The organism is Polynucleobacter sp. JS-Mosq-20-D10, assembly GCF_018687755.1.
Lineage (GTDB): Bacteria > Pseudomonadota > Gammaproteobacteria > Burkholderiales > Burkholderiaceae > Polynucleobacter.
The window spans coordinates 1218479-1238583 of the sequence record NZ_CP061305.1 but is presented as its reverse complement, the minus strand read 5'-3'; the positions used below and the strand labels follow the sequence as shown (position 1 = coordinate 1238583).

Here is a 20105-nt window from a genome sequence, read left to right as displayed (position 1 = left end):
TTTATTCTTTACCTGCAGGGGTAATTTGATAGAGGCGCAGACGCTCATCACGATCAGACGCACGGCGATCTTCCCAGAGTAATTCAATTTTCTTTTTATTGAGACTGGCGTATGCCTTTGCCTCTAAAGAGCTGTGAGTCAACATCAGATTGCAGTTGGAATCATCACGCAAAGCAAGTTTTGTGAAATAGCTAAATGAGGCCAATTGAGCTGGACCTAGATTGGTGGTGTCAATGCATCCTGGCGTATTGGCAATAATCGTTTCTAGACGATCAGAAACATAGCGATAGGTCTTGGCGTAATTAATCGTTGGTAGCCACAAAGTCATCAAGAGAACCCACATCAAGGTAGTGCCCGAGGCAGAAATGATGAGGCAGCGCCAGATTTCTTTTGGGGCACGAGAAGTTCTCCAGCGCACAATCGCTAACCAGACGCCGGTAATCAGAAGCGCAACCAGAAAGCCAGTGTAATCAAACTGCGCCTGGAAGCCAGGTAATAGTCTTGCTAAATTTGTAGCGGTTGATTCTGGGAAGCCGGTCACCTTAGCAAGCCAAATAATCCAAATGGCCAAAGCAATCATGGTGAAGCTAAACATGGCAAACCAATCAATAAAGCTGATCAGACCACGTTTAAGAATCGGTAAACTAAATGCAGCAATGATCGATAAACTTGGAATCAAAACAATGAGGTCATGTTCGTTTGCCTCTAGGCGGAACAGAACATAAATCAAGCAACCAATAAACAAACTCAGCGGAATGCACAGATGAGGAGCGCGCCATTGCCCCGCCTCCTTTACTCGACCCCAATGTGCGAGGGAGATGATAGCCAATGGCCAAACTGGCCAAGCGTAAGCCCAGAAGTTAACGCTCAAAAATCCTAGGGATTCAACAGAAGGTGTTGCGCGCATTTCTGGTACATTGCGCCAACCTTCTTCTGCGATATGACGCCACTCAGGAGAGAGATTACCCAAATACCAAAGTGCCGGCCAAATTGTAAAACCAATCAGTCCTAAGACCGTACTAGCTAAGGTCCAGCGAAAGCGTAACTTCGCATTACTGGCAATCACTGCAATGATGGTGGAGCTGACGATGATGAGGCTGAGCGTCAGATTGCTCGAGAGTGCAACGATCGCAATACCAAGACCAGTCCAGAGACCGCCTTGCCAGGGTTTATCTAAACCGCGCACTGTGCCATACAAGACAATGCTGATGCCCATGAGTTGCGCCATCATCGGCGTAGTCTCATGTGCACGTTGTGCAAGGCCAACGCAGGCTAGGAAAATCAGTAGCGCACCATCGGCCAAAGTCATGCCGTAATTTTTACGACCAGGCTGACCACCAACTGCCAGTACCATCGGCTGCACCTCTGGGCGACGTCCTAATAGGTAGGTCGCATACCAAATGGCTAGAGCAGAAGCAAAAAAGCAAACTGCTGCATAAAGACGTGCCGCATTAGCCTCTCCAATGAATGGGCCAAACAAATCCATCAGAGTGGCGCCTAGCCAGTAGGGAAAGGGTGTACCAAGAGAAACATCACGTCCCTCAAGGTGCGGAACAATCCAGTCGATTGCTTTGCCACTGTGCAAAGTCCACATGCCACCAAATCCAATGGCATCCTCGTTCTTCCAGGGGTCACGCGCAAAGAGTCCGGCAAAACCATAGACCAAGGTCAGCGCAAAAATAATAATGCGTGGAATGGAGGTGGTGGCGGCGGCGGTGAGTTTGACCATATAAAAATAGCAATAAAAAAGGCAGCAAACGCTGCCTTAATTATCTCGCAGGGGAGGGTGAATGTCCAGCCCCTTTGTTGAGTAAGCCTATTACTTCTTCTTAGCTGGCTTTTCAGCAGCTTTAGCTTCTGCAGCAGCAGCTTTTTTCTCAGCTGTTTTAGCAGCGCCATCACCGGTAGCTTTAGCAACCGCTTTAGTACCGAATTTCTGACGGAATTTCTCAACACGACCGGCAGTATCCATAATCTTCTGGGTGCCAGTGTAGAAAGGGTGTGACTCAGATGAAGTCTCGATCTTGGCTAATGGATATTCCTTGCCATCTTCCCACTTGATTGTCTCTTTAGTAGACATTGTGGAGCGAGTCTTGAAGCTGAAGTTATTAGAAACGTCTACAAAGACGATTTCACGATATTCGGGGTGAATGCCAGGTTTCATTATTAAGTCCTATTAGCGGGCAGCCGTTTTGGTCCAAGGACCTAAATACTTACCCAAGTTAAATGCAAATTATTAAAGCGGTAAAAGCGAAATTATGCCATGAAATCAACAACAAAGCGCACTTTTACCGACTCCGAGAGCCTAAATTAGCCACCCTTGCGCATTAAATCGAAGAATTCACCGTTGTTTTTGGTGGATTTGAGTTTATCAACGATAAAGTTCATTGCCTCAATATCGTCCATATCGGCCAATAATTTACGCAATACCCAGATTTTCTGGAGATTTTCTGCTTTAACCAGCAACTCTTCACGGCGGGTGCCAGACTTGTTGAGATTAATCGATGGGTAAACACGACGCTCAGCTAAACGACGCTCAAGGTGTACTTCCATATTACCGGTACCTTTGAACTCTTCGTAGATGAGGTCATCCATACGGCTACCTGTTTCAATTAAGGCGGTAGCAATGATGGTGAGTGAGCCGCCTTCTTCCACGTTACGCGCCGCACCAAAGAAGCGTTTTGGACGTTGTAATGCATTTGCATCCACACCACCAGAGAGTACTTTTCCAGATGAAGGAATGACAGTATTGTAGGCACGAGCCAAACGGGTAATCGAGTCAAGTAAGATGATGACATCTTTTTTCATCTCGACTAAGCGCTTGGCTTTTTCAATCACCATCTCGGCAACCTGAACGTGACGGACAGCTGGCTCATCAAAGGTCGAGGCAACGACTTCGCCACGAACAGAGCGTTGCATTTCAGTAACTTCTTCAGGGCGCTCATCCACCAACAATACGATCAAGATGGCGTCGGGATTGTTTGCAGAAATGGCATGTGCAATATGTTGCATCATCACGGTCTTGCCGGATTTTGGTGAAGACACGATCAAGCCACGCTGACCATAGCCAATCGGGGAGATCATATCGATGATGCGGCCAGTTAAATTCTCTTCCGCCTTGATGTCACGTTCCAATTGAATAACGCGATTTGGGTGCAATGGCGTTAAGTTCTCGAACATGATGCGGTTCTTCAGGGCCTCAGGAGCCAAACCGTTAATTTTGTCTACCTTAACCAATGCAAAGTAACGCTCGCCATCCTTAGGGGTGCGAACCTCGCCTTCAACGCTGTCACCAGTGTGCAGGTTAAAGCGGCGAATCTGAGCGGGGGAGATATAGATGTCGTCGGGAGAAGCCATATAAGAGGCATCTGGGGAGCGCAAGAAGCCAAAGCCGTCAGGCAAAACTTCCAAGGTGCCATCACCAAAAACAGATTCACCTTCCTTGGCGCGCTTCTTCAGAATGGCAAACATCAACTCCTGTTTGCGCATACGTTGCGTATTTTCAATCTCCAGGCTAGCTGCCATTTCAAGCAGGGCGGATACGTGGAGTACTTTGAGTTCAGATAATTGCATGTGGTTCTCGGGTGTGAATAAGGATGTAAATGTGTTTTGGGATATCGCTGTCTAGATGGATATCAGACAGAATTGAAAAGCGGAATGTTTGGGGGGGGGATTTTGCTAAAAAAGAGGTGCACTTAAAGTGCGTTGAACTACTGATAAAACAGATATTACACTAAAAACAGCTAAAAACCACAGGCTCACCCAGTGAACCTGTGATCGACGACTATTTACAGATGACTATCAATAAAGGCGGTCAACTGCGATTTGGCCAAAGCGCCTACTTTTTGGGCAGCAACAGTACCGTTCTTAAAGAGGATCAGTGTAGGAATGCCACGAATATTGAACTGGGCAGGAACGCCTTGGTTCTCATCCACATTCATCTTGGCGATTTGGATCTTGCCGCCGTATTCACCAGCCAGCTCTTCCAGGATAGGGCCGATCATCTTGCAAGGACCACACCACTCAGCCCAGAAGTCCAAGAGAACAGGTTTATCGGACTTGAGAACGTCTTGCTCGAAAGAAGCGTCAGTTACATATTTGATGCCGGCACTCATGAAAATTCCTTAATTAGTCTTATTTAGTTTTATATAGTTATTACGTTACAGCGCTTATATTAGCAATAAGCCACACATTCTGCCTAAATTCTAACAATCGCCCTCAAACTAGCCCCAAAACCACTCTCAATGTCGCACGCATTTCCGACCATAAACGAGCAAAAGCAGCCACATGCTTGGGCAATAGCGCCTAATGCCGGCGCTCTGAAATCGCTCGCCGAGGGCATTTGGAGTTGTGCAGTGCAAACGAACCAGCGCCCCTTAGTGGTGCTGAGTACGGCAGGCCCATTAATGGGGGTGAGAGCCGCTTTAGAGAAGCATCGACCCAAGGATTTGCCGAGCCATATTGCCTTTCTACCCCAAGTCATGAGTTTTAACGACTGGCTAGAAGCAGCGCCAGGCGCATGGAAATTCCCCAAAAAACAAACTGATTTAGAGCGATGGTTATCTGTATTTGCCACGCTTCGCAAACACAAAGAACTACAAGCCTGGTTTAAGGCCGAAACCGAAGCGGGGTCATGGGGATTGGCGCAAGCCATCATTGCAGCTTGCGATACCTTATCTAACTCAATAGCGCCCGGTCTTCAGCAGGAGCTACACAAGCTCATCATTCATCAAAAAGAACTCGTTACTCAAAACACGCAATCTTGGATCGAAACTCTAGAGCCATTATTGGATCGCACTATCGGACAGGCATACCCAGCACTTGCTAGAAAAGTAGTGGATCAAGAAGCACAAGTACTGCTGACATTCTGGAGATACATCACCAGCCCAAGTGATCCCGCATTCAGAAAGCAATTTGCTATGGCCGCCCATCTTGAGGCTGCTAAGAAAATTGCACAAGCAAATGTAAGGCCTTTGATTTGGGTGGAGACAGCAGACCCAACTCCGATTGATAAGCAACTTATTCAAGGCTATTTAGAGGACTATGCGCAGTACGCCACAGCAGTTGAGGTGACGATGAATTGGGAATCGGTTGCACTCTGGGCAGAGGCATTAAGCCCACAGATGCCTGAAGAGCAAAAGCTGCAAACCATTCAAGCCAACATTAATAATGTGTATCCAGAGCATTGGCGTTTAGTTGCCGCAAATCGATTTGAAGAGTTAGCGTGGGCAACAGCCAAAACAATTGAGCAACATTTAATCAGCGGTAAAACGAATATCGCCTTAGTAGCACAAGATCGCCTAGTTGCGAGAAGGGCGCGTGCCTTGCTCGCACGCCTTGGATCATCCCTTAAAATTCAGGATGAAACTGGTTGGAAGTTATCCACTACCAGAGCGGCTGCGGCACTCAATAGTTGGCTTGAGTTATTACGTGCTCCACCTGAAGGGCCTAGCGCCGCTGACCTGTTGGAGTTCTTGCAAAATCCATTCTTAGGCCTTGGTAAGTGTCTTAACGCAAACAGTGCGCGTGATGCAGAATCCTTAAATGGATTAGTGGCACATCTCGAAGACATTTTGATTGCTAGCCAGGCCAAATCTGGCTGGGAAACTTTTCATATGGCGATCGAGGGATCGGTCGCGCATCGCTCTACTGCACCTAATCCGCTTTTACTAGAGCTCCTGCAATCCATTCGTGGCCGACTCAATCGCTGGCGTGGAATTAAGATCAATTGCGCTCTTGCGCATCAGTATTTGATGGATGATCTTGAGCTAATGGGAATGATCCAGGGCTTAGAAAAAGATTCTGCTGGCAAGCAATTGCTTGAGCTTTTGGAAACATTTGATTTTGATGTAGAGCATCAGCAAATTTCCATGCGCCTCAATGAATGGCTGAGTTTATTAAAGACTGTCATCGAAGAGTCTTCTTATGAAGAGAAGGGTATCAATGCAGCGGCTACTTTAAGCATCCTGCCACTCAGCTCCACTCGTTTTAGAGAATTTGAATCTGTTGTGATGGTGGGTTGTGACGAACAGCAACTTCCCGCGTTTTCAGAGCCACCATTATTTTTCTCAGATGCCTTGAATCGACTCTTGGGTGGATCGAGTATCGAGGCTCAGTTTATTCAGCAGGCGCGAGATTTATCTCAACTACTCATCTCCTTTCAAAGTATCGATCTCCTTTGGCAAAGCAAGAGCAAAAGTGGAGAGCCACTAAGACCATCTGCTTGGATCCAGCGCCTTCAAATGGGTTTGCCCGATTGGCAGGCACAAAATGCCAGTGCCTTATTTACACCTCGCAGTGCTACAGCAGCCCCATCACAAATGGCGATCGCAACATTGGATTCGGATTTGCCGATGCCGGTCTCGATGAGTCCAAGTGCTTACAAAGCTTTGCGTGACTGCCCTTATCGATACTACGTTCGCAGCCTACTAGGCTTACGTAAGCTAAAGGGCTTTGAAGAGGGCTTTGATGCCTCTCTCGCTGGGCAAACGCTACACAAGATCTTGCGTAACTTTTATCACGCTATGAAAAGTGAGAAGCAAAAATCACTCTCAACCATTGTCACTGATGCAAAGCTACGTAGCGCTTGGATGCAGGATCAACTCATACTCATCTCCGAACAAGTCTTTAAGCGTTTAATCGAAGGTGATGCCAGAGTTTTAGGTGTCTTAAGGGATTGGCAAAAACAAATCCCGAGTTTTATTCAATGGCAGTTAGATCGTGAAGCTCGAGGTTGGCAGTTCCATGATGCTGAAGTGAAGGTTGGCTTTGATCTGCCATTTACGGATATAGATGGTAACGAGCGGCACATTCGAATTGAGGGTTATGCAGATCGCTTTGATGTGAGCGTTCATGACCCTGAGCTCGCATCGGTCATTGACTATAAGAATCAGAATCTTACTAAAGTAAAGCAGCGCTCAGAGGCGGTACTAGATGACCCTCAGTTATTAATCTATGCCAGGGCCTCCAATGAAGGTAAAGAGATCCCAGGGCGCGCAGTGAGTGCTGCCGAGTGGGTTGCCTTAAAGGCTGAGGTGAAGAAAGATGGCGATGGGGCTGAACGTTCGGTAGTCATCGCAGAAATGCCAGACCTTATGCAAGCATTTTCTGAGCAAATGACTGAGGATGTGCAATCACTTTGGTCAGGTAAGCCTCTCAAGGCATTTGCACCCGATAGCGTCTGCCAATATTGTGAAGCCAGGGGCATATGCAGAAAGGGGATGTGGTGAGTAACTCTACTTTCCCAGTTGCGATTGCTTGCGATCCCAATCGCTCAGTGATCGTATCTGCATGCGCAGGTAGCGGAAAGACTTGGCTATTGGTCACCCGAATGGCTCGCCTCCTGTTAGCAGGAGCCAAGCCTCAAGAAATCCTCGCACTCACTTTCACCCGAAAAGCAGCACAAGAGATGCGTGATCGCCTTTATCGTTTGTTGGAAGAGTTTTCGCAATCGAGTGATGAGCAGTTGCTTCAGCATTTAACTGATCGCGGTCTGAATACCGATGAGGCGAAAGCATTACTACCTACCGCCAAGTCTCTCTATGCCAAAGTACTATCAAGCCCGCAAGGCATTGTGATCGATACCTTCCATGGTTGGTTTGGTAGGCTCTTAGGTGCGGCGCCGATCTCAACCGGTATTCAGCCCGGTTTTAGTCTGCGAGAAGATGCAAAGCGTTTGCAAGATGAGTGTCTAGATGATTGGTGGGGTAATTTGCCCGAGGGTATTGCAACCCATTACGACGCCTTGCTAAAGACGCTTGGCGCAAGTGAGACGCAAAAGTTCTTAATGAGTAAATACAGCCTTTTTAAGCAAAGAGGCGCTTGGGTATTTTTCTCCCAAGCATGCAAAGCACATGGCACCACTCCGATTGAGAAGCTCAAAAATGATTTAGCAAGGCTGAAGATTAACAATCCGCTCAATCGAACGTGGAATGCCATTAACGCCAAAGCAGACTTAGAGTATTTACTTCGTTGCTTCAGTAATAGCAGTGCTACTGAAATGGCCTATGCGTCCACTATTCAGATGGCAATCGACTTAAAATCCGACGGTGGCGATGTGATGGAAATAGCATCGATATTGCAGTCAGTATTTTTGACTCAGGACGACACCAATCGCACCTCGAACGACAAAGCCGCAGGTGATCTCAAGAAATACCTCAAAAAAGTGGGTGAGCTAGATCGCGAGCAAGAGCATGTAACTTATAAGCAGGCTTGGGCAGCATCTTTCTTAGAATTTGTTGCCTGGAAAAAAGAGCAGGAAGCCTACGCACTAAATGAAGCCTGGTTTTCAATGAGTGCCGCGATGATGGAGCACGTCAGTGCCACTAAAGAGTCTATGCGTGTTCGTGACTTTGATGACTTGGAAATAGGGGTCAGTCAGTTAATGGCGGACTCTGCTAATGCAGCCTATTTGCAGTCTCGACTAGATGCGAAGTACAAACATATTTTAGTAGATGAATTTCAGGATACCAATCCCTTGCAGTGGCAAATTCTGCGGGCATGGTTAGAAGGCTATGGCCAGGATGAATCCAAACCCACCGTCTTTATCGTAGGAGATCCCAAGCAATCAATTTATCGATTCCGCCGAGCTGACCCGAGATTATTTAATGATGCGCAGGCTTTCTTATTAAAAGAAATGAATGCAGCCTCATTGAATCAAAATACGACCCGTCGTAATGCTCCGAAAATTAATGAAGCAGTCAATCAGATATTCGGTACCGATCAATTGCCTGAGTCCTATCCATTTACAGCGCAAAAAACCCTGTGGAAAGCGCCAGCAGGAAATACTCTAAACCCACAATACTCAAGCGAGGGTGAAGCTTATTTATTACCCCTCGTGAAATACGAGGCCGAAGAGCTTGAGCAAAGAGCGGGCAGTGCTTTTGAGCGGGCGATTGTAGATGCGCGACAAACTGCTGATGTCACTCAGCGCTACGTTGAGGGGAAGCGGGTCAGCGCATTGATACAGCATCTCATTCAGACACGTCCTGTAGTCGATCGTGAGAATGGAAAAGAAGTCTGGCGCAAGGCTAGAGAAAGTGATTTCTTATTACTAGTGAAGCGCCGCAAGTACCTTCCGCAATTTGAGCGTGCACTACGTGAGTCAGGTTTGGCTTTTGAGAGCTCAAGACTAGGTGGATTATTAAATACCCTAGAGATTGATGATCTTATCGCGCTCTTAACGGTCCTAGTTACGCCACGCCATGATTTGCCACTTGCGCAAGTATTGAGAAGCCCGATCTTTGCATTTGTCGAAAATCAAATGCAAATTCTTGCCATGGCAATGGCATCAGATCAATATCGCTCTTGGTGGGATGCTTTGCAAGATAGTCCGGATGCAGGGTTAATGCAGGCAGCACGTTATTTAGAGCATTGGCGCATGCTAGGTGAGCGCCTACCAGTTCATGACTTACTCGATCGTATCTATCAAGAGAGTGACTTGCGCATCAAATATGCGAGCGTCTCTCAAGAAATTGCCCGTGCGCAAGTCTTGGCCAACCTGGATGCTTTTCTGGAACTTGCACTCAATCAGGATGGCGGCCGTTATCCAAGCCTGGGTCGCTTTATTGAAGAGATCAATACCATTCGTCGTGGCGATGATGATGAAACTCCAGATGAAGGTGATGTGGATGCTGAGCCTGATCTGGCTGAGCTAGATGAAGAGAGTGAGTTATCTGAGGAAGATAAAAACAAGCGCGTACGCATGATGACTATTCACGGAGCAAAAGGTTTGGAATCACCATTTGTGATCATGCTCGACGCAAACCACACTGAAGGCAAGGCGGATCATCGTGGCGTTTTATTGGATTGGCCGCCCGAGAGCGAGAGTCCTAGTCATTTGTCGATGTATACCTTAGCTACCTTAACCAATCCTCGTAGTGAAGTACGTGAGCGCGAGTTGCTCATTGATAAGAGCGAAAACTGGAATCTGCTTTACGTTGCAATGACCAGAGCAAAGCAGGGGCTTTGGATTAGTGGTGTAGCAAAAGCGCCCACCGCAAAAAATCCTACGGGTCTAGATGAAAAGTCTTGGTATGGAAGAGCGACACTAGGGCAGTTGACTGTTCATGAGGGTCAACTAGAGTCGACGGAAAGTAAAACACAGGCGCTAGTAAGTCAAAAGAAGGTCAATCCAAAGAATTTCATGATGGATGACTTTGAGGTTTCCTGGGATGCAGCTAAGACGAGCCATGAGCAGCAGCTCAAAGATATCGAAAGCGGCTTGAGCTTGGAAATATTTCAAGAAGATAGCAGCACACCAGATAATTCAAAAATATTGGAAGAGGGTGTGCACTTTCATCAACTGCTAGAACATCTCACTCTGCAAACTGGTGCAACAAATCCAGAGTCCATGAGCTTAGATCAAGTGGCTCGCTGGCTTGGTGTTAGTGAGGAGTTAGCAAATAAAGCGCTAGCCCAGGCAAATACCGTTCTCCATACTCAAGAGCTTGCGCAATATCTCACAGCAAATCAGTGGGTACAGGCCTGGAATGAGATTGATGTTGTTAGTCTAGACGGCAAAAGCTTCCGCCTAGATCGCTTGGTAGAATTTGACGATCACTTGGCCATCCTCGATTACAAGCTCACGATCCCTGAGGCGGGCAGTGAGGCACATAACAAATACCGCGCACAGCTGAATAACTACAAACAAGAGCTTGGCAGAATACGCCCAGATAAGCTGGCTAAGGCCTATTTAATCTCTGCCAAGGGCGAAATTTCTGAAGTGGTTTAAGCCCTTGCCCCCTTGAAATCCCTCCTAAAGACCCAATATGAGTAGGGAATAGCAAAAATCCCCAAACTAGGGATAATGAAATTCACACGAAACATCCTACAAGGAGTCTTGATGAACATTCGTAAGGTAATCAATTTATTTGTTGGCGTATTCGCAGCGGCGGTATTGTTAACTAGCAACGTCGCATTTGCCGAGGCAACTTTGCCAGAGGTATATAAAGCGGTGCAATCTGGGCAGATGGCTAAAGCCGATGCCATGATGAAAGAGGTTCTCCAAAACCATCCGAATAGTGCAAAAGCGCACTATGTGGCATCTGAACTTTATCTCAAGGAAGGTAAGGTAGAAGTTGCGCGCGATCATTTCATTAAAGCGCAAAACTTAGCTCCTGGTTTGCCTTTTGCTCAACCGGAATCCGTGCAAAAACTACAAGTACAACTCGCCAGTGGCGCAGGTAGTTCTGTTGCTAGTTCGCCCTCATCTTCCATTTTTAGCAATCCACTGTTCTGGGGTTTGATTGCCATCTTGGTGGTAGGCGTCATTATTGTGATGAAGCGTCGTAAAGATCAAGCGGTACAGGTCTACAACGCCCCAAGCGCTGGTTACCCTGGAACTCCAGGTGGCCCCGCTGGCTATCCCGGCGGTCCTGGCGGCCCTGGCTATCCCGGAGCCCCAGCTGCAGGTGGTATGGGTAGTGGCTTGATGGGCAGCCTCGCAACAGGTGCTGCATTAGGTGCCGGTATGTATGCTGGCCAGGCATTAGCCAGTAATCTGATGGGTGGTCACGATAACGGACATTCCAATGCTGGTTCTAACCCTAATCTGAATCAAGTTGGTGGCCCAGCATCATTAGATCCAAACTTTGGCGTGCGTGATGCCAGCTCTTGGGACGATGGTGGCGCCAGCTCATGGGATGACAGTGGTGGTGGCGATTTTATGAGTGACGTCTGATTTTTACTTTGCCCACAAAACAAAAGCTACCGACATGGTAGCTTTTGTTTTTATGAAGACAAATTAATATATTGCTTTATCAACTGACTCAGTAATTATTTAATCATCCCAGCATTCTTTGCATCTTCCATTGCCTGAGGAATTTTCTCTTTCATAAATGCCGGCATTTTTGAGAGTGGGATATCGACAATCACAAAGCCTGAGTCTTCTAGCTTTTTCTTCGTTTCAGGATCGGCATTGAGCTGTGCAAAATAATCAGACATTTTTTGTTGCAAGACTAGTGGCGTAGCCTTAGGTACTGCAACGCCGCGGTAAGCACCATCCACCCAGTTCAGACCCAATTCTTTAAATGTAGGTACATCTGGTAGGGCAGGATTACGTTTTTCAGTAGCAATCGCCAGTGTACGGACCTTAGATTTTTGTTGAATCGCTAAGGGTAGATAACCCATGGCGCCATCTACGTGCATCCCAATTAAGGCAGTAATTAAATCTCCCGTACCTTTAAAAGGAACGTAATTAATTTTCACGCCTGCTAATTTATTTAAGCGCTCTACTGCCATATGGTTTGCAGAATATTGCGCAGAGCCAGCAAGATTGATCTTGCCGGGATCCTTTTTAGCGGCGGCAATCAGCTCTTGATAGGTCTTATAAGGACTATCAGCGGAGACCATGAGGGCATCTGGAGTGAAGTGATAGTAGTAGATTGCGCTGATGTCATCAGTCTTGTACTGAATGCCTTCTTGCAATGGCTGCAAGATTGTATGGGGAATATTGACCCCGACTACTGTAGTGCCATCCGCAGGATAGGTATTGAGAGCGCTCCAGACAAGCGCACCACCGGCACCGGCGCGATTCATGACTACCATTGGTTGCTTAAACTTTTTGGCAGAAATATCCGCTTGATAGCGTGCCACCAAGTCTGACTCTCCGGCGGGTGGAAAGGGAATGATGTATTGGATGGTTTTATCAGGGAATGGCTGTGCACTGACAACTGAGATAAAGCTGAAAGAGAGTACGGCAAACTTCATTAGTGAAAACACTTTCATTTTGATATCTCCTGAATTACTGCATTAGTCACATCACTCATCATTGCAGAGCCTCCTAAATCACGGGTATGTAATTGGGGATTTGCAGTGACGATTTCAATTGCATGCATGAGTATCTTGCCAAGCTCCTTTTCTCCTAAGAAGTCGAGCATCATGACTGCGGACCAAAATGTACCAATGGGATTTGCCAAACCCTGACCCATAATGTCAAATGCTGAGCCGTGAATTGGCTCAAACATCGATGGATAGCGCCTTTCAGGATCAAGATTGGCGGTGGGGGCAATGCCCAAGCTACCGGCAAGCGCTGCCGCCAAATCACTTAAGACATCCGCATGCAAATTGGTGGCCACAATCGTATCGAGTGATTCAGGGCGATTGACCATGCGAGCGGTAGCAGCATCGACCAGTTCCTTATCCCAAGTCACATCTGGAAAATCTTTTGCTACCAGCTGAGCGATTTCATCCCACATCACCATGCCGTGTCGCTGGGCATTGGACTTGGTAATGACTGTAAGGTGTTTACGGGGGCGAGACTGCGCGAGCTTAAATGCAAAGCGCTGTACACGCTCTACGCCAACGCGCGTCATGATGCTCATATCGGACGCCACTTCAATCGGGTGGCCTTGGTGGGCTCTGCCGCCTACCCCGGAATACTCGCCTTCTGAGTTCTCACGCACAATCACCCAGTCCAATTGTTCCGGCTTGCAATGGCGTAAGGGAGTTTGAATACCAGGAAGAATACGAGTGGGGCGCACATTGGCATATTGATCAAAGCCTTGGCAAATTTTGAGACGCAAACCCCACAGCGTAATATGATCCGGAATATCAGGATCGCCAGCTGAACCAAACAAGATGGCATCTTTAGAGCGTAGGGGTTCTAGGCCGTCATGAGGCATCATGATGCCGTGCTTGCGGTAGTAGTCGCCGCCCCAATCAAAGTGCTCAAAGGCAAAGGTCGCCTGAGGATGTTTTTTACTTAAAGCGTTTAATGCTTTCTCGCATTCAGGTATGACTTCTTTGCCAATGCCGTCACCCGGAATCGAAGCTATTTTGTAAGTCTTCATTCGTCTCCTACTGCTATTTTCTGATTAGTGCATGAGCTTGAACATGCATCTTCACAATCATTATGTGGTGCTTCCCCCGCTAAAGAACTTGGGGTTTATGACTAGAAAAAGGGGTGATCAGCAGCAAAACAACAAAAACAGAGTCATTTTTAAGGTTTTTACATATACTGTATGGATATACAGTATATTAATCACTATGACGACTCAGATGATCTCCCCAAAAGTAACCTTAAGCCAGGCTCCACAAGTCTTAGCGGTTCATTCTGCATATGAGTTCAAGCTATTAAGTCACCGCATCTCAGCAGGATTTCCGAGTCCAGCGGCTGATTATGCTGAGGAAGGCCTTGATCTCAATAGCTATTTAGTTCAAAACAAGCCAGCCACCTTCATGTTTACCGTCAAAGGGGATTCGATGATGGGCGCGGGTATTTGTGATGGCGATAAGGTGGTGGTCGATAAAGCCCTCAAACCAAAACATAAAGACATTGTGGTTGCCGTAGTGGATGATGAGTACACCATTAAGCGCCTGTATCAATTGCGCGGCAAAACCGAGTTGCAGCCGGAGAACTCCAATTACGAGCCCATTACCTTTAATGAGAACAGCGAACTCCAAATTTGGGGTGTAGTCGTTGGAGTGGTGCGCAAGTACAGCCACGCTAGCAGTAGAAACGGAAGGTCCGCATGAACCAAGCCGGCCAAACCAATCAACTCTTCGCACTGGTCGATGTAAACAATTTCTATGTATCTTGCGAGCGTGTATTCGCTCCCAAACTGGAAGATGTACCGATGGTGGTGCTATCGAATAACGATGGTTGCGCCGTAGCACGTAGTGCTGAAGTGAAAGCGCTGGGTGTGAAGATGGGTACACCTTGGTTTCAGATGAAAGATCTGGCTCAGCAACATGGTATCCAAGCCTATTCATCAAACTACACCTTGTATGGCGATATGAGTGGCAGAGTAGTAGAAGTCTTAAGAAAGTTCACGCCCAATTTAGAGGTCTACAGCATTGATGAGAGCTTTCTGCAAATCGAGACAGTACTCAAGCAATATGCTGATCCCACTAGCTTGGGTCAAATCATGAAGCAAGATGTTAAAGACACTACAGGCTTGCCGGTATGCGTTGGTATTGGGGCTAGTAAGACTCTTGCTAAATTAGCGAATCATTTGGCTAAAAAAAACCCACAGTTTGCTGGCGTGTGTGACATCAGCTCAATGCCTAAAGCAGTGCTCTATCAGTGGATGGCCGAGACAGCAGTAGGTGAGGTGTGGGGCATTGGTGGGAAGACTGCCAAGAAACTCAAAGAGCTCAAGATCAATAGCATATTTGATCTAGTGCAAATATCGCCACAAGCCATGCGTCAACAGTTTGGCGTTGTGATTGAGCGTATTTGCTATGAGTTGCGCGGAGTATCTTGCCTACAGTTAGAAGAAGTGGCGCCAGCTAAACAACAAATTATTTCCTCAAGAAGTTTTGGTAAGCCAGTGACTTCAATGGAAGGGTTGTCTGAGTCTGTTGCCACTCATGCCGCAAGAGGCGCTGAGAAGCTCAGAAGCCAGAAGTCGGTTACGGGCGCGCTCACAATCTTTGTGCAAACTAACCCGCACAAACCATTTGAGCCACAACATCATCAAAGCATCACAGTAGTTCTGAGTGATCCTAGTGACAACACCTTAACGCTGACTAGCGCCGCATTAACAGGTTTGAAGCAAATCTACAAAGCAGGCTTTAAGTACAAGAAGGCAGGAGTAATTCTGAATCTCTTGGCCGATAAACCGACGATGCAGCAATCGCTATTTGATGACATGGAAGTCAAAGGCAAGTCCGCTGGACTCATGAAGGCCATGGACTCCATTAATAGCCGCTTTGGTAATGCCGCCATTAAAACCGCAGCATCTGGAACTAAGCAAGATTGGCAAATGAGATCAAACAACAGGTCGCCGAACTACACCACGCAGTGGGATGAGTTGCCGGTAGTGCGCTAAAGAACCGCATAAAGAACAAACAAAAACGATAAAAAATGAAGAAAACAATAACAAATAACGAATCGAATTTTACTGGCTCATTTTGTGAGCTAGTTAGCCAATATTCTGAATACATAGAAACAAAACTCAATTAACGTAGATACACACCAGGAGAAAACAAATGGAACTATTAAATAACTTTAACGGCGCTTCACTTGCAATCATCATGATTTTGTCTTACTGCGCAGTACTAAAAAACACGAAGCGCAATGAGCGTAGCAATACTCCAGTATTTAGCCGTAAGTATCAGTAAGAAAAAGCAGCAGCTGCCTAGAAGGGGAATAAGGAAATCACGGATTCCTTATTCCCCAGTCAAGGCGAGAGTCATCAGAATCCCCCTACACAAGATATGTGTAATGAGGCTATAAAAATGTCATAAATATGGATAAAATCCAAACATGATCGATGACAAGCAAACCTATATAGATAAGAAATTACGCCCACTGCCACGCTGGATATTTATGTCTCGCTGGTTGCAGGCGCCACTCTACATTGGCCTGATTGTGGCTCAGGGCGTTTATGTTTGGCAGTTTTGGTTAGAGTTAGCCCATCTGATTAGCATGATGTCAGAAAAGAACATGACAGAAACTTCGCTCATGCTCATTGTGTTGGGCTTGATTGATGTGGTGATGATCTCTAACTTGCTAGTCATGGTAATCGTTGGCGGCTGGGAAACTTTCGTTTCACGTTTGGAGTTAGAAAATCACCCTGATCAGCCTGAGTGGTTATCTCATGTCAATGCAGGCGTACTCAAGGTGAAGTTGGCAACCGCCATTATTGGTATTTCATCTATTCATTTACTGAAGACTTTTATTAATGCATCCTCGCACGATGAAAAAACTTTGCTGTGGCAAACCGTTATTCACATGACCTTTGTATTTTCAGCAGTAGCGATTGCATATACAGAAAAGCTAGTGACCTCAACACATAAGCAGCACTAAGGAAGTCAGAAGCGAAGCTTTAAGTCTGCAATGCTTTGCGAAGGTATTCAGAAACATTGTCTTGGCGTAGCATCCATTGCTTGTAGTCCGATGGTACTTGGCTAATTAGCTCACCCTTATGTTTACCAAAAGGCATGATGGTCGGAATGCGAGCCTTTTCAGACATCTCCCATAAAGCATCTAGAGAGGTGGGTTTGAGCTTCTCAATAATCTGCCCAAGTATCTTGGAGCAAATCCACACATCCGCTAAAGCACTATGAGCATCACGCAGTTGCTCTCTGGCCGTCGAGCGTTCAAAGTGATAGAGCAGGGCACTTTGTGTATGGCTATCGAGATCAGGCCAAAGACTTCGGGCAAGCGCTAGTGTGCAAATGCGTTTGACTTCGGGCTTACCAATCGCCTCCCAGTCAAAATCCACGCTATGGCCAATGATGTACTTGGTACCAGCAGGCAATCTAAAAGAGCTGCTAGCCGGGCAATTGACCAATTCTTCATCCAAGATGTGGTGGGTTGCTAGTGCGCCTAAGCTAATCGGCTTACCTGGGTTATAACGTTGTACCCAAGGGTTGCCAACGGATAATGGATTAATTGAAGTGACATCTAAAGAGGCTGCTTCAATAATGACGGCATCCGTCTTATCGGTGGCTTCAACATCAAAAATAATGGCTTGGGGCATAAAAATCTTAAAAGAGAATCGCTTAAAGCCAGGCTATCTACTTATTGCCTGGAATGTCTGACTTACTAGCAACATCTGGGGATAAACCCTTGTTTTTATCGTGCTCAGCCAGTTTTTGCATTATGTTATGAGCCATTGGGGATAAATCTTGAGTAGGCTCAGTTGGTTTAACTGGCTTTTTCTTGATTAAATTTTGCAGTAGCGTTTGGAAAAACATTGATAATCCCCGAGTGACAGTCTTATTAACTCAAAATCTGAATATACAGTAATTAAAAGCGGCAATATAGCCACTTTTTGATCATGGAAAAGCTGGGAGAGCGTGTTGGGCAAGAATATCCAAATTTTATTTCGAGAGATGCGCGTTTCGGACTATTTCTTTATTTTGGCTATATTAGCTAACGTGCTTCTAGTGATCTATCTCGGAATAGGGAACTATCAAAATGCTGCAAAGGTAGCGGCATCACAAAATAATGCCGAAGAGATCATTACCTGGTTTGAGGCTCTTGCCAGCAAGAGCGAAGCCAATGAGCCCATTGAACCTGCAGTATGCACCCCCATTGATGAAGATGAAAAATTGCTTAAGGGCGTTAAACCAAATCACTGGAAAAATTGTGTTGAGACACTCTTTGGTGCGAAAGGTCCTTTTGAGAGCTATGTCAATCTTTTAAATCCGGCTGGCCCAGCATACACAGCTAAATGTAATAAATCAGATCTGCTCAATAGTGGAGCTCTCATCTTTGAAAAACTGACCCCCAATCCGGCAGGTCCTCCCGGGGCATCTCCATTAGAGCCTGGGGAAAGACTCGTGAGCGGCTTACAAATTCGCCTCAGTCTTTGCGATACCGGTTTTTACTTGATCAGAATTGGAGAATTTAAATTATGAATCTCCAGTCGATTTCATTGTCTAGTTTGAACTTACACATCCGTAAGCGGGTATTTGACTTGTTCTTTAATCACCAGATTAAAGCGAATTATTGCAACCAGTTCGAGCGCTTTATTACGTACATGATCGTACTGAATATGGCAGGTTTAGTACTTGAGCATATTCCGGTGTTCTATGAAACTCGGGAACACCTCTTTCATATTTTTGATGTGGTCTCGCTGGCTATCTTTTCGATTGAATACGTCTTGCGCGTGTATGTTGCCCCAGAAGATCCTGCCTTTAGTTCGGCTAAATATCCTCGTCTTGCTTACTGCAAGAGCCCATTTGCCCTCATTGATTTGGTATCGATTTTACCGTTCTACTTAAGCGCTTTCTTTGAGGCTGATTTACGGATTCTGAGAGCCCTGCGTTTATTGCGTTTACTCAAGCTCTTTCGCGCTTTGGCACCAGCGTTCAACGAGTTTTTAGAGCTGAACAAAGACAAATCGTATCGTTATAAGATTTATGCCCTAGTCAATGAAACACCGACCAGCGGTAACCTACATCACATCTTTGATATGTTTATCGTGACCTGGGTCATTGTGTCGGTGCTAGCTGTGATTTTTGAATCAGTCCACAGTATTAGTTACCACCTACATTCTGAATTTATTATTCTCGATACTATTGCAGTGGTGATTTTCTCGACAGAATACATCATGAGGATTTATAGCGCCCCTGAGGATCCTAAGTACCAGGCTTGGTTCAAAGGACGCTTAAGATACGCATGTAGGCCAACGAGCATTATTGATTTTATGGCAGTTGTGCCATTCTATTTAGAGAGTCTGCTTCATCACCTCTTTGACTTGCGCTTCTTGCGAGTCTTTAGATTGATGCGTTTACTAAAGCTAGCGCGTTATTCTGGCGCCACTCAATCCTTATTTACTGTGATTCAACGCGAGTGGCCTGTCATGAAGGCTGCGGTTTTCATTTTGCTATTACTTGTCATGCTCGCCGCCTGTTTAGGTTATGTCTTTGAGCATGAAGCTCAGCCCGATAAGTTTGAAAATATTCCCCAAGCAATTTATTGGTCTGTGATTACTTTGGCCAGCGTAGGTTATGGTGACATTTCTCCCATTACCCCTGCAGGTAGAGCCGTTACCATTGTCATAGCGCTCTTGGGAATTGGTATTTTTGCGATTCCGGCAGCGATTCTTTCATCTGCGCTGAGTGATCAACTACGGATTGAGCGCGAAAGAATGATGAATGAGCTCTATCACATGCTAGAAGATGGTGTGATTTCAGCCGATGAACAAGAACTCATTGAGGCCGAGGCTAAGCGTTTGCATCTATCTCAGGGAGAGCTTGCGCGCTTATTAGAAAAGGCCAAGGTGGAGATGGGTGTGGAGCATGCGCCAGATGCCAAGGGCAGTAAGGGTCCTAAGGCAGCCGCCGCAAGCGAAATGAGTCTAGAGTTTTTATCGAAGCATCCTGAACTTGCTGCAGAACAGCTCAAGATCACCATCTCCAAACTACAGCAAATTGTGAGCGTATCGGATCAACAGGAGCTTGGTAAATTTGCCGATAATCCGAGTAATGTCACCGCGCTGCAAAGTAATGTGCTCAAGTTACTCTTACAGCATAGTGGGGCAAAAGAGCCTAAGAAAGATGCATAGTTACTCACTACATTGGGTTATCCAATAACCCAATGTAATAAAAAGCCCTCCAATCATTGAGCAAGCTAGTATTGAGTAATGTTTTTTGTGGTCCATGAGCGAATAGGCAAACACAACTGCAGTGCCTATAATAGGTGACAT

General features: G+C 46.2%; 17 protein-coding genes. 9 read left to right on the top strand and 8 right to left on the bottom strand.

Annotation, left to right across the window (positions count from 1 at the left end; translation table 11 throughout):
* Window position 1: 1 nt before the first annotated feature.
* From FD967_RS06335 to trxA, 4 genes are all read right to left on the bottom strand, one after another.
* Window positions 2–1729: a glycosyltransferase family 39 protein gene (locus FD967_RS06335; protein WP_215325119.1), complete on the bottom strand. Its 1728-nt coding sequence runs from the start codon at window positions 1727–1729 to the stop codon at window positions 2–4.
* A gap of 90 nt (window positions 1730–1819) precedes the next feature.
* Entirely contained in the window at window positions 1820–2164 is a 345-nt protein-coding gene (locus FD967_RS06330; RefSeq protein ID WP_215325118.1) for a type B 50S ribosomal protein L31, read from the bottom strand.
* A gap of 146 nt (window positions 2165–2310) precedes the next feature.
* Complete coding sequence (rho, locus tag FD967_RS06325) at window positions 2311–3573, bottom strand: transcription termination factor Rho (protein WP_046330324.1); 1263 nt, start codon at window positions 3571–3573, stop codon at window positions 2311–2313.
* Window positions 3574–3788: 215 nt separating this feature from the next.
* On the bottom strand, window positions 3789–4115 hold the full coding sequence (gene trxA, locus FD967_RS06320) for a thioredoxin TrxA (protein ID WP_215325117.1): 327 nt from the start codon (window positions 4113–4115) through the stop codon (window positions 3789–3791).
* Window positions 4116–4244: 129 nt separating this feature from the next.
* Between trxA and FD967_RS06315 the strand changes: the two genes are divergently transcribed.
* From FD967_RS06315 to FD967_RS06305, 3 genes are all read left to right on the top strand, one after another.
* Window positions 4245–7229 (top strand): PD-(D/E)XK nuclease family protein, encoded by a 2985-nt coding sequence (locus FD967_RS06315; RefSeq protein ID WP_215325115.1) that lies wholly within the window; start codon window positions 4245–4247, stop codon window positions 7227–7229.
* Window positions 7226–10732, top strand: a complete 3507-nt coding sequence (locus tag FD967_RS06310) for an exodeoxyribonuclease V subunit beta (protein WP_251368990.1) — start codon at window positions 7226–7228, stop codon at window positions 10730–10732. The genes FD967_RS06315 and FD967_RS06310 overlap by 4 nt, the downstream gene beginning before the upstream one ends.
* Window positions 10733–10843: 111 nt before the next feature.
* Window positions 10844–11680, top strand: coding sequence for a tetratricopeptide repeat protein (locus FD967_RS06305; RefSeq protein WP_215325111.1), 837 nt, complete (start codon window positions 10844–10846; stop codon window positions 11678–11680).
* A gap of 95 nt (window positions 11681–11775) precedes the next feature.
* Here FD967_RS06305 and FD967_RS06300 read toward each other — a convergent pair whose 3' ends face one another.
* On the bottom strand, window positions 11776–12726 hold the full coding sequence (locus tag FD967_RS06300) for a tripartite tricarboxylate transporter substrate binding protein (RefSeq protein WP_215325109.1): 951 nt from the start codon (window positions 12724–12726) through the stop codon (window positions 11776–11778).
* On the bottom strand, window positions 12723–13790 hold the full coding sequence (locus FD967_RS06295) for a tartrate dehydrogenase (RefSeq protein WP_215325108.1): 1068 nt from the start codon (window positions 13788–13790) through the stop codon (window positions 12723–12725). Before FD967_RS06295 ends, FD967_RS06300 begins: the two co-directional genes overlap by 4 nt.
* 196 nt (window positions 13791–13986) lie before the next feature.
* Between FD967_RS06295 and FD967_RS06290 the strand changes: the two genes are divergently transcribed.
* From FD967_RS06290 to FD967_RS06280, 4 genes are all read left to right on the top strand, one after another.
* Complete coding sequence (locus tag FD967_RS06290) at window positions 13987–14475, top strand: LexA family transcriptional regulator (RefSeq protein WP_251368989.1); 489 nt, start codon at window positions 13987–13989, stop codon at window positions 14473–14475.
* A complete protein-coding gene (locus FD967_RS06285) occupies window positions 14472–15773 on the top strand; it encodes a Y-family DNA polymerase (RefSeq protein ID WP_215325106.1) in 1302 nt (433 codons plus the stop codon). Before FD967_RS06290 ends, FD967_RS06285 begins: the two co-directional genes overlap by 4 nt.
* A 160-nt stretch (window positions 15774–15933) precedes the next feature.
* Complete coding sequence (locus tag FD967_RS10805; protein WP_256441857.1) at window positions 15934–16065, top strand: hypothetical protein; 132 nt, start codon at window positions 15934–15936, stop codon at window positions 16063–16065.
* A 145-nt stretch (window positions 16066–16210) separates the two neighbouring features.
* The gene (locus FD967_RS06280) at window positions 16211–16753 is read left to right on the top strand and encodes a TIGR00645 family protein (RefSeq protein ID WP_215325105.1); all 543 of its coding nucleotides are present in this window, start codon (window positions 16211–16213) and stop codon (window positions 16751–16753) included.
* Window positions 16754–16772: 19 nt separating this feature from the next.
* Here FD967_RS06280 and FD967_RS06275 read toward each other — a convergent pair whose 3' ends face one another.
* Both FD967_RS06275 and FD967_RS06270 read right to left on the bottom strand, forming a co-directional pair.
* The gene (locus tag FD967_RS06275; RefSeq protein ID WP_215325104.1) at window positions 16773–17429 is read right to left on the bottom strand and encodes a putative quorum-sensing-regulated virulence factor; all 657 of its coding nucleotides are present in this window, start codon (window positions 17427–17429) and stop codon (window positions 16773–16775) included.
* A gap of 37 nt (window positions 17430–17466) precedes the next feature.
* Window positions 17467–17646: a hypothetical protein gene (locus FD967_RS06270; RefSeq protein WP_215325103.1), complete on the bottom strand. Its 180-nt coding sequence runs from the start codon at window positions 17644–17646 to the stop codon at window positions 17467–17469.
* Window positions 17647–17751: 105 nt separating this feature from the next.
* Between FD967_RS06270 and FD967_RS06265 the strand changes: the two genes are divergently transcribed.
* The gene (locus FD967_RS06265) at window positions 17752–18312 is read left to right on the top strand and encodes a hypothetical protein (RefSeq protein ID WP_215325102.1); all 561 of its coding nucleotides are present in this window, start codon (window positions 17752–17754) and stop codon (window positions 18310–18312) included.
* Complete coding sequence (locus tag FD967_RS06260; protein WP_215325101.1) at window positions 18309–19964, top strand: ion transporter; 1656 nt, start codon at window positions 18309–18311, stop codon at window positions 19962–19964. Before FD967_RS06265 ends, FD967_RS06260 begins: the two co-directional genes overlap by 4 nt.
* The last annotated feature ends 141 nt before the right edge of the window (window positions 19965–20105 follow it).

Coding starts and splice junctions, on each gene's coding strand:
- FD967_RS06275 (WP_215325104.1), bottom strand. CDS start 17,429: ATGCCCCAAGCCATTATTTTTGATGTTGAAGCCACCGATAAGACGGAT.
- FD967_RS06285 (WP_215325106.1), top strand. CDS start 14,472: ATGAACCAAGCCGGCCAAACCAATCAACTCTTCGCACTGGTCGATGTA.
- FD967_RS10805 (WP_256441857.1), top strand. CDS start 15,934: ATGGAACTATTAAATAACTTTAACGGCGCTTCACTTGCAATCATCATG.
- FD967_RS06280 (WP_215325105.1), top strand. CDS start 16,211: ATGATCGATGACAAGCAAACCTATATAGATAAGAAATTACGCCCACTG.
- FD967_RS06300 (WP_215325109.1), bottom strand. CDS start 12,726: ATGAAAGTGTTTTCACTAATGAAGTTTGCCGTACTCTCTTTCAGCTTT.
- FD967_RS06305 (WP_215325111.1), top strand. CDS start 10,844: ATGAACATTCGTAAGGTAATCAATTTATTTGTTGGCGTATTCGCAGCG.
- FD967_RS06290 (WP_251368989.1), top strand. CDS start 13,987: ATGACGACTCAGATGATCTCCCCAAAAGTAACCTTAAGCCAGGCTCCA.
- FD967_RS06260 (WP_215325101.1), top strand. CDS start 18,309: ATGAATCTCCAGTCGATTTCATTGTCTAGTTTGAACTTACACATCCGT.
- FD967_RS06335 (WP_215325119.1), bottom strand. CDS start 1,729: ATGGTCAAACTCACCGCCGCCGCCACCACCTCCATTCCACGCATTATT.
- FD967_RS06270 (WP_215325103.1), bottom strand. CDS start 17,646: ATGTTTTTCCAAACGCTACTGCAAAATTTAATCAAGAAAAAGCCAGTT.
- FD967_RS06295 (WP_215325108.1), bottom strand. CDS start 13,790: ATGAAGACTTACAAAATAGCTTCGATTCCGGGTGACGGCATTGGCAAA.
- FD967_RS06330 (WP_215325118.1), bottom strand. CDS start 2,164: ATGAAACCTGGCATTCACCCCGAATATCGTGAAATCGTCTTTGTAGAC.
- trxA (WP_215325117.1), bottom strand. CDS start 4,115: ATGAGTGCCGGCATCAAATATGTAACTGACGCTTCTTTCGAGCAAGAC.
- FD967_RS06315 (WP_215325115.1), top strand. CDS start 4,245: ATGTCGCACGCATTTCCGACCATAAACGAGCAAAAGCAGCCACATGCT.
- rho (WP_046330324.1), bottom strand. CDS start 3,573: ATGCAATTATCTGAACTCAAAGTACTCCACGTATCCGCCCTGCTTGAA.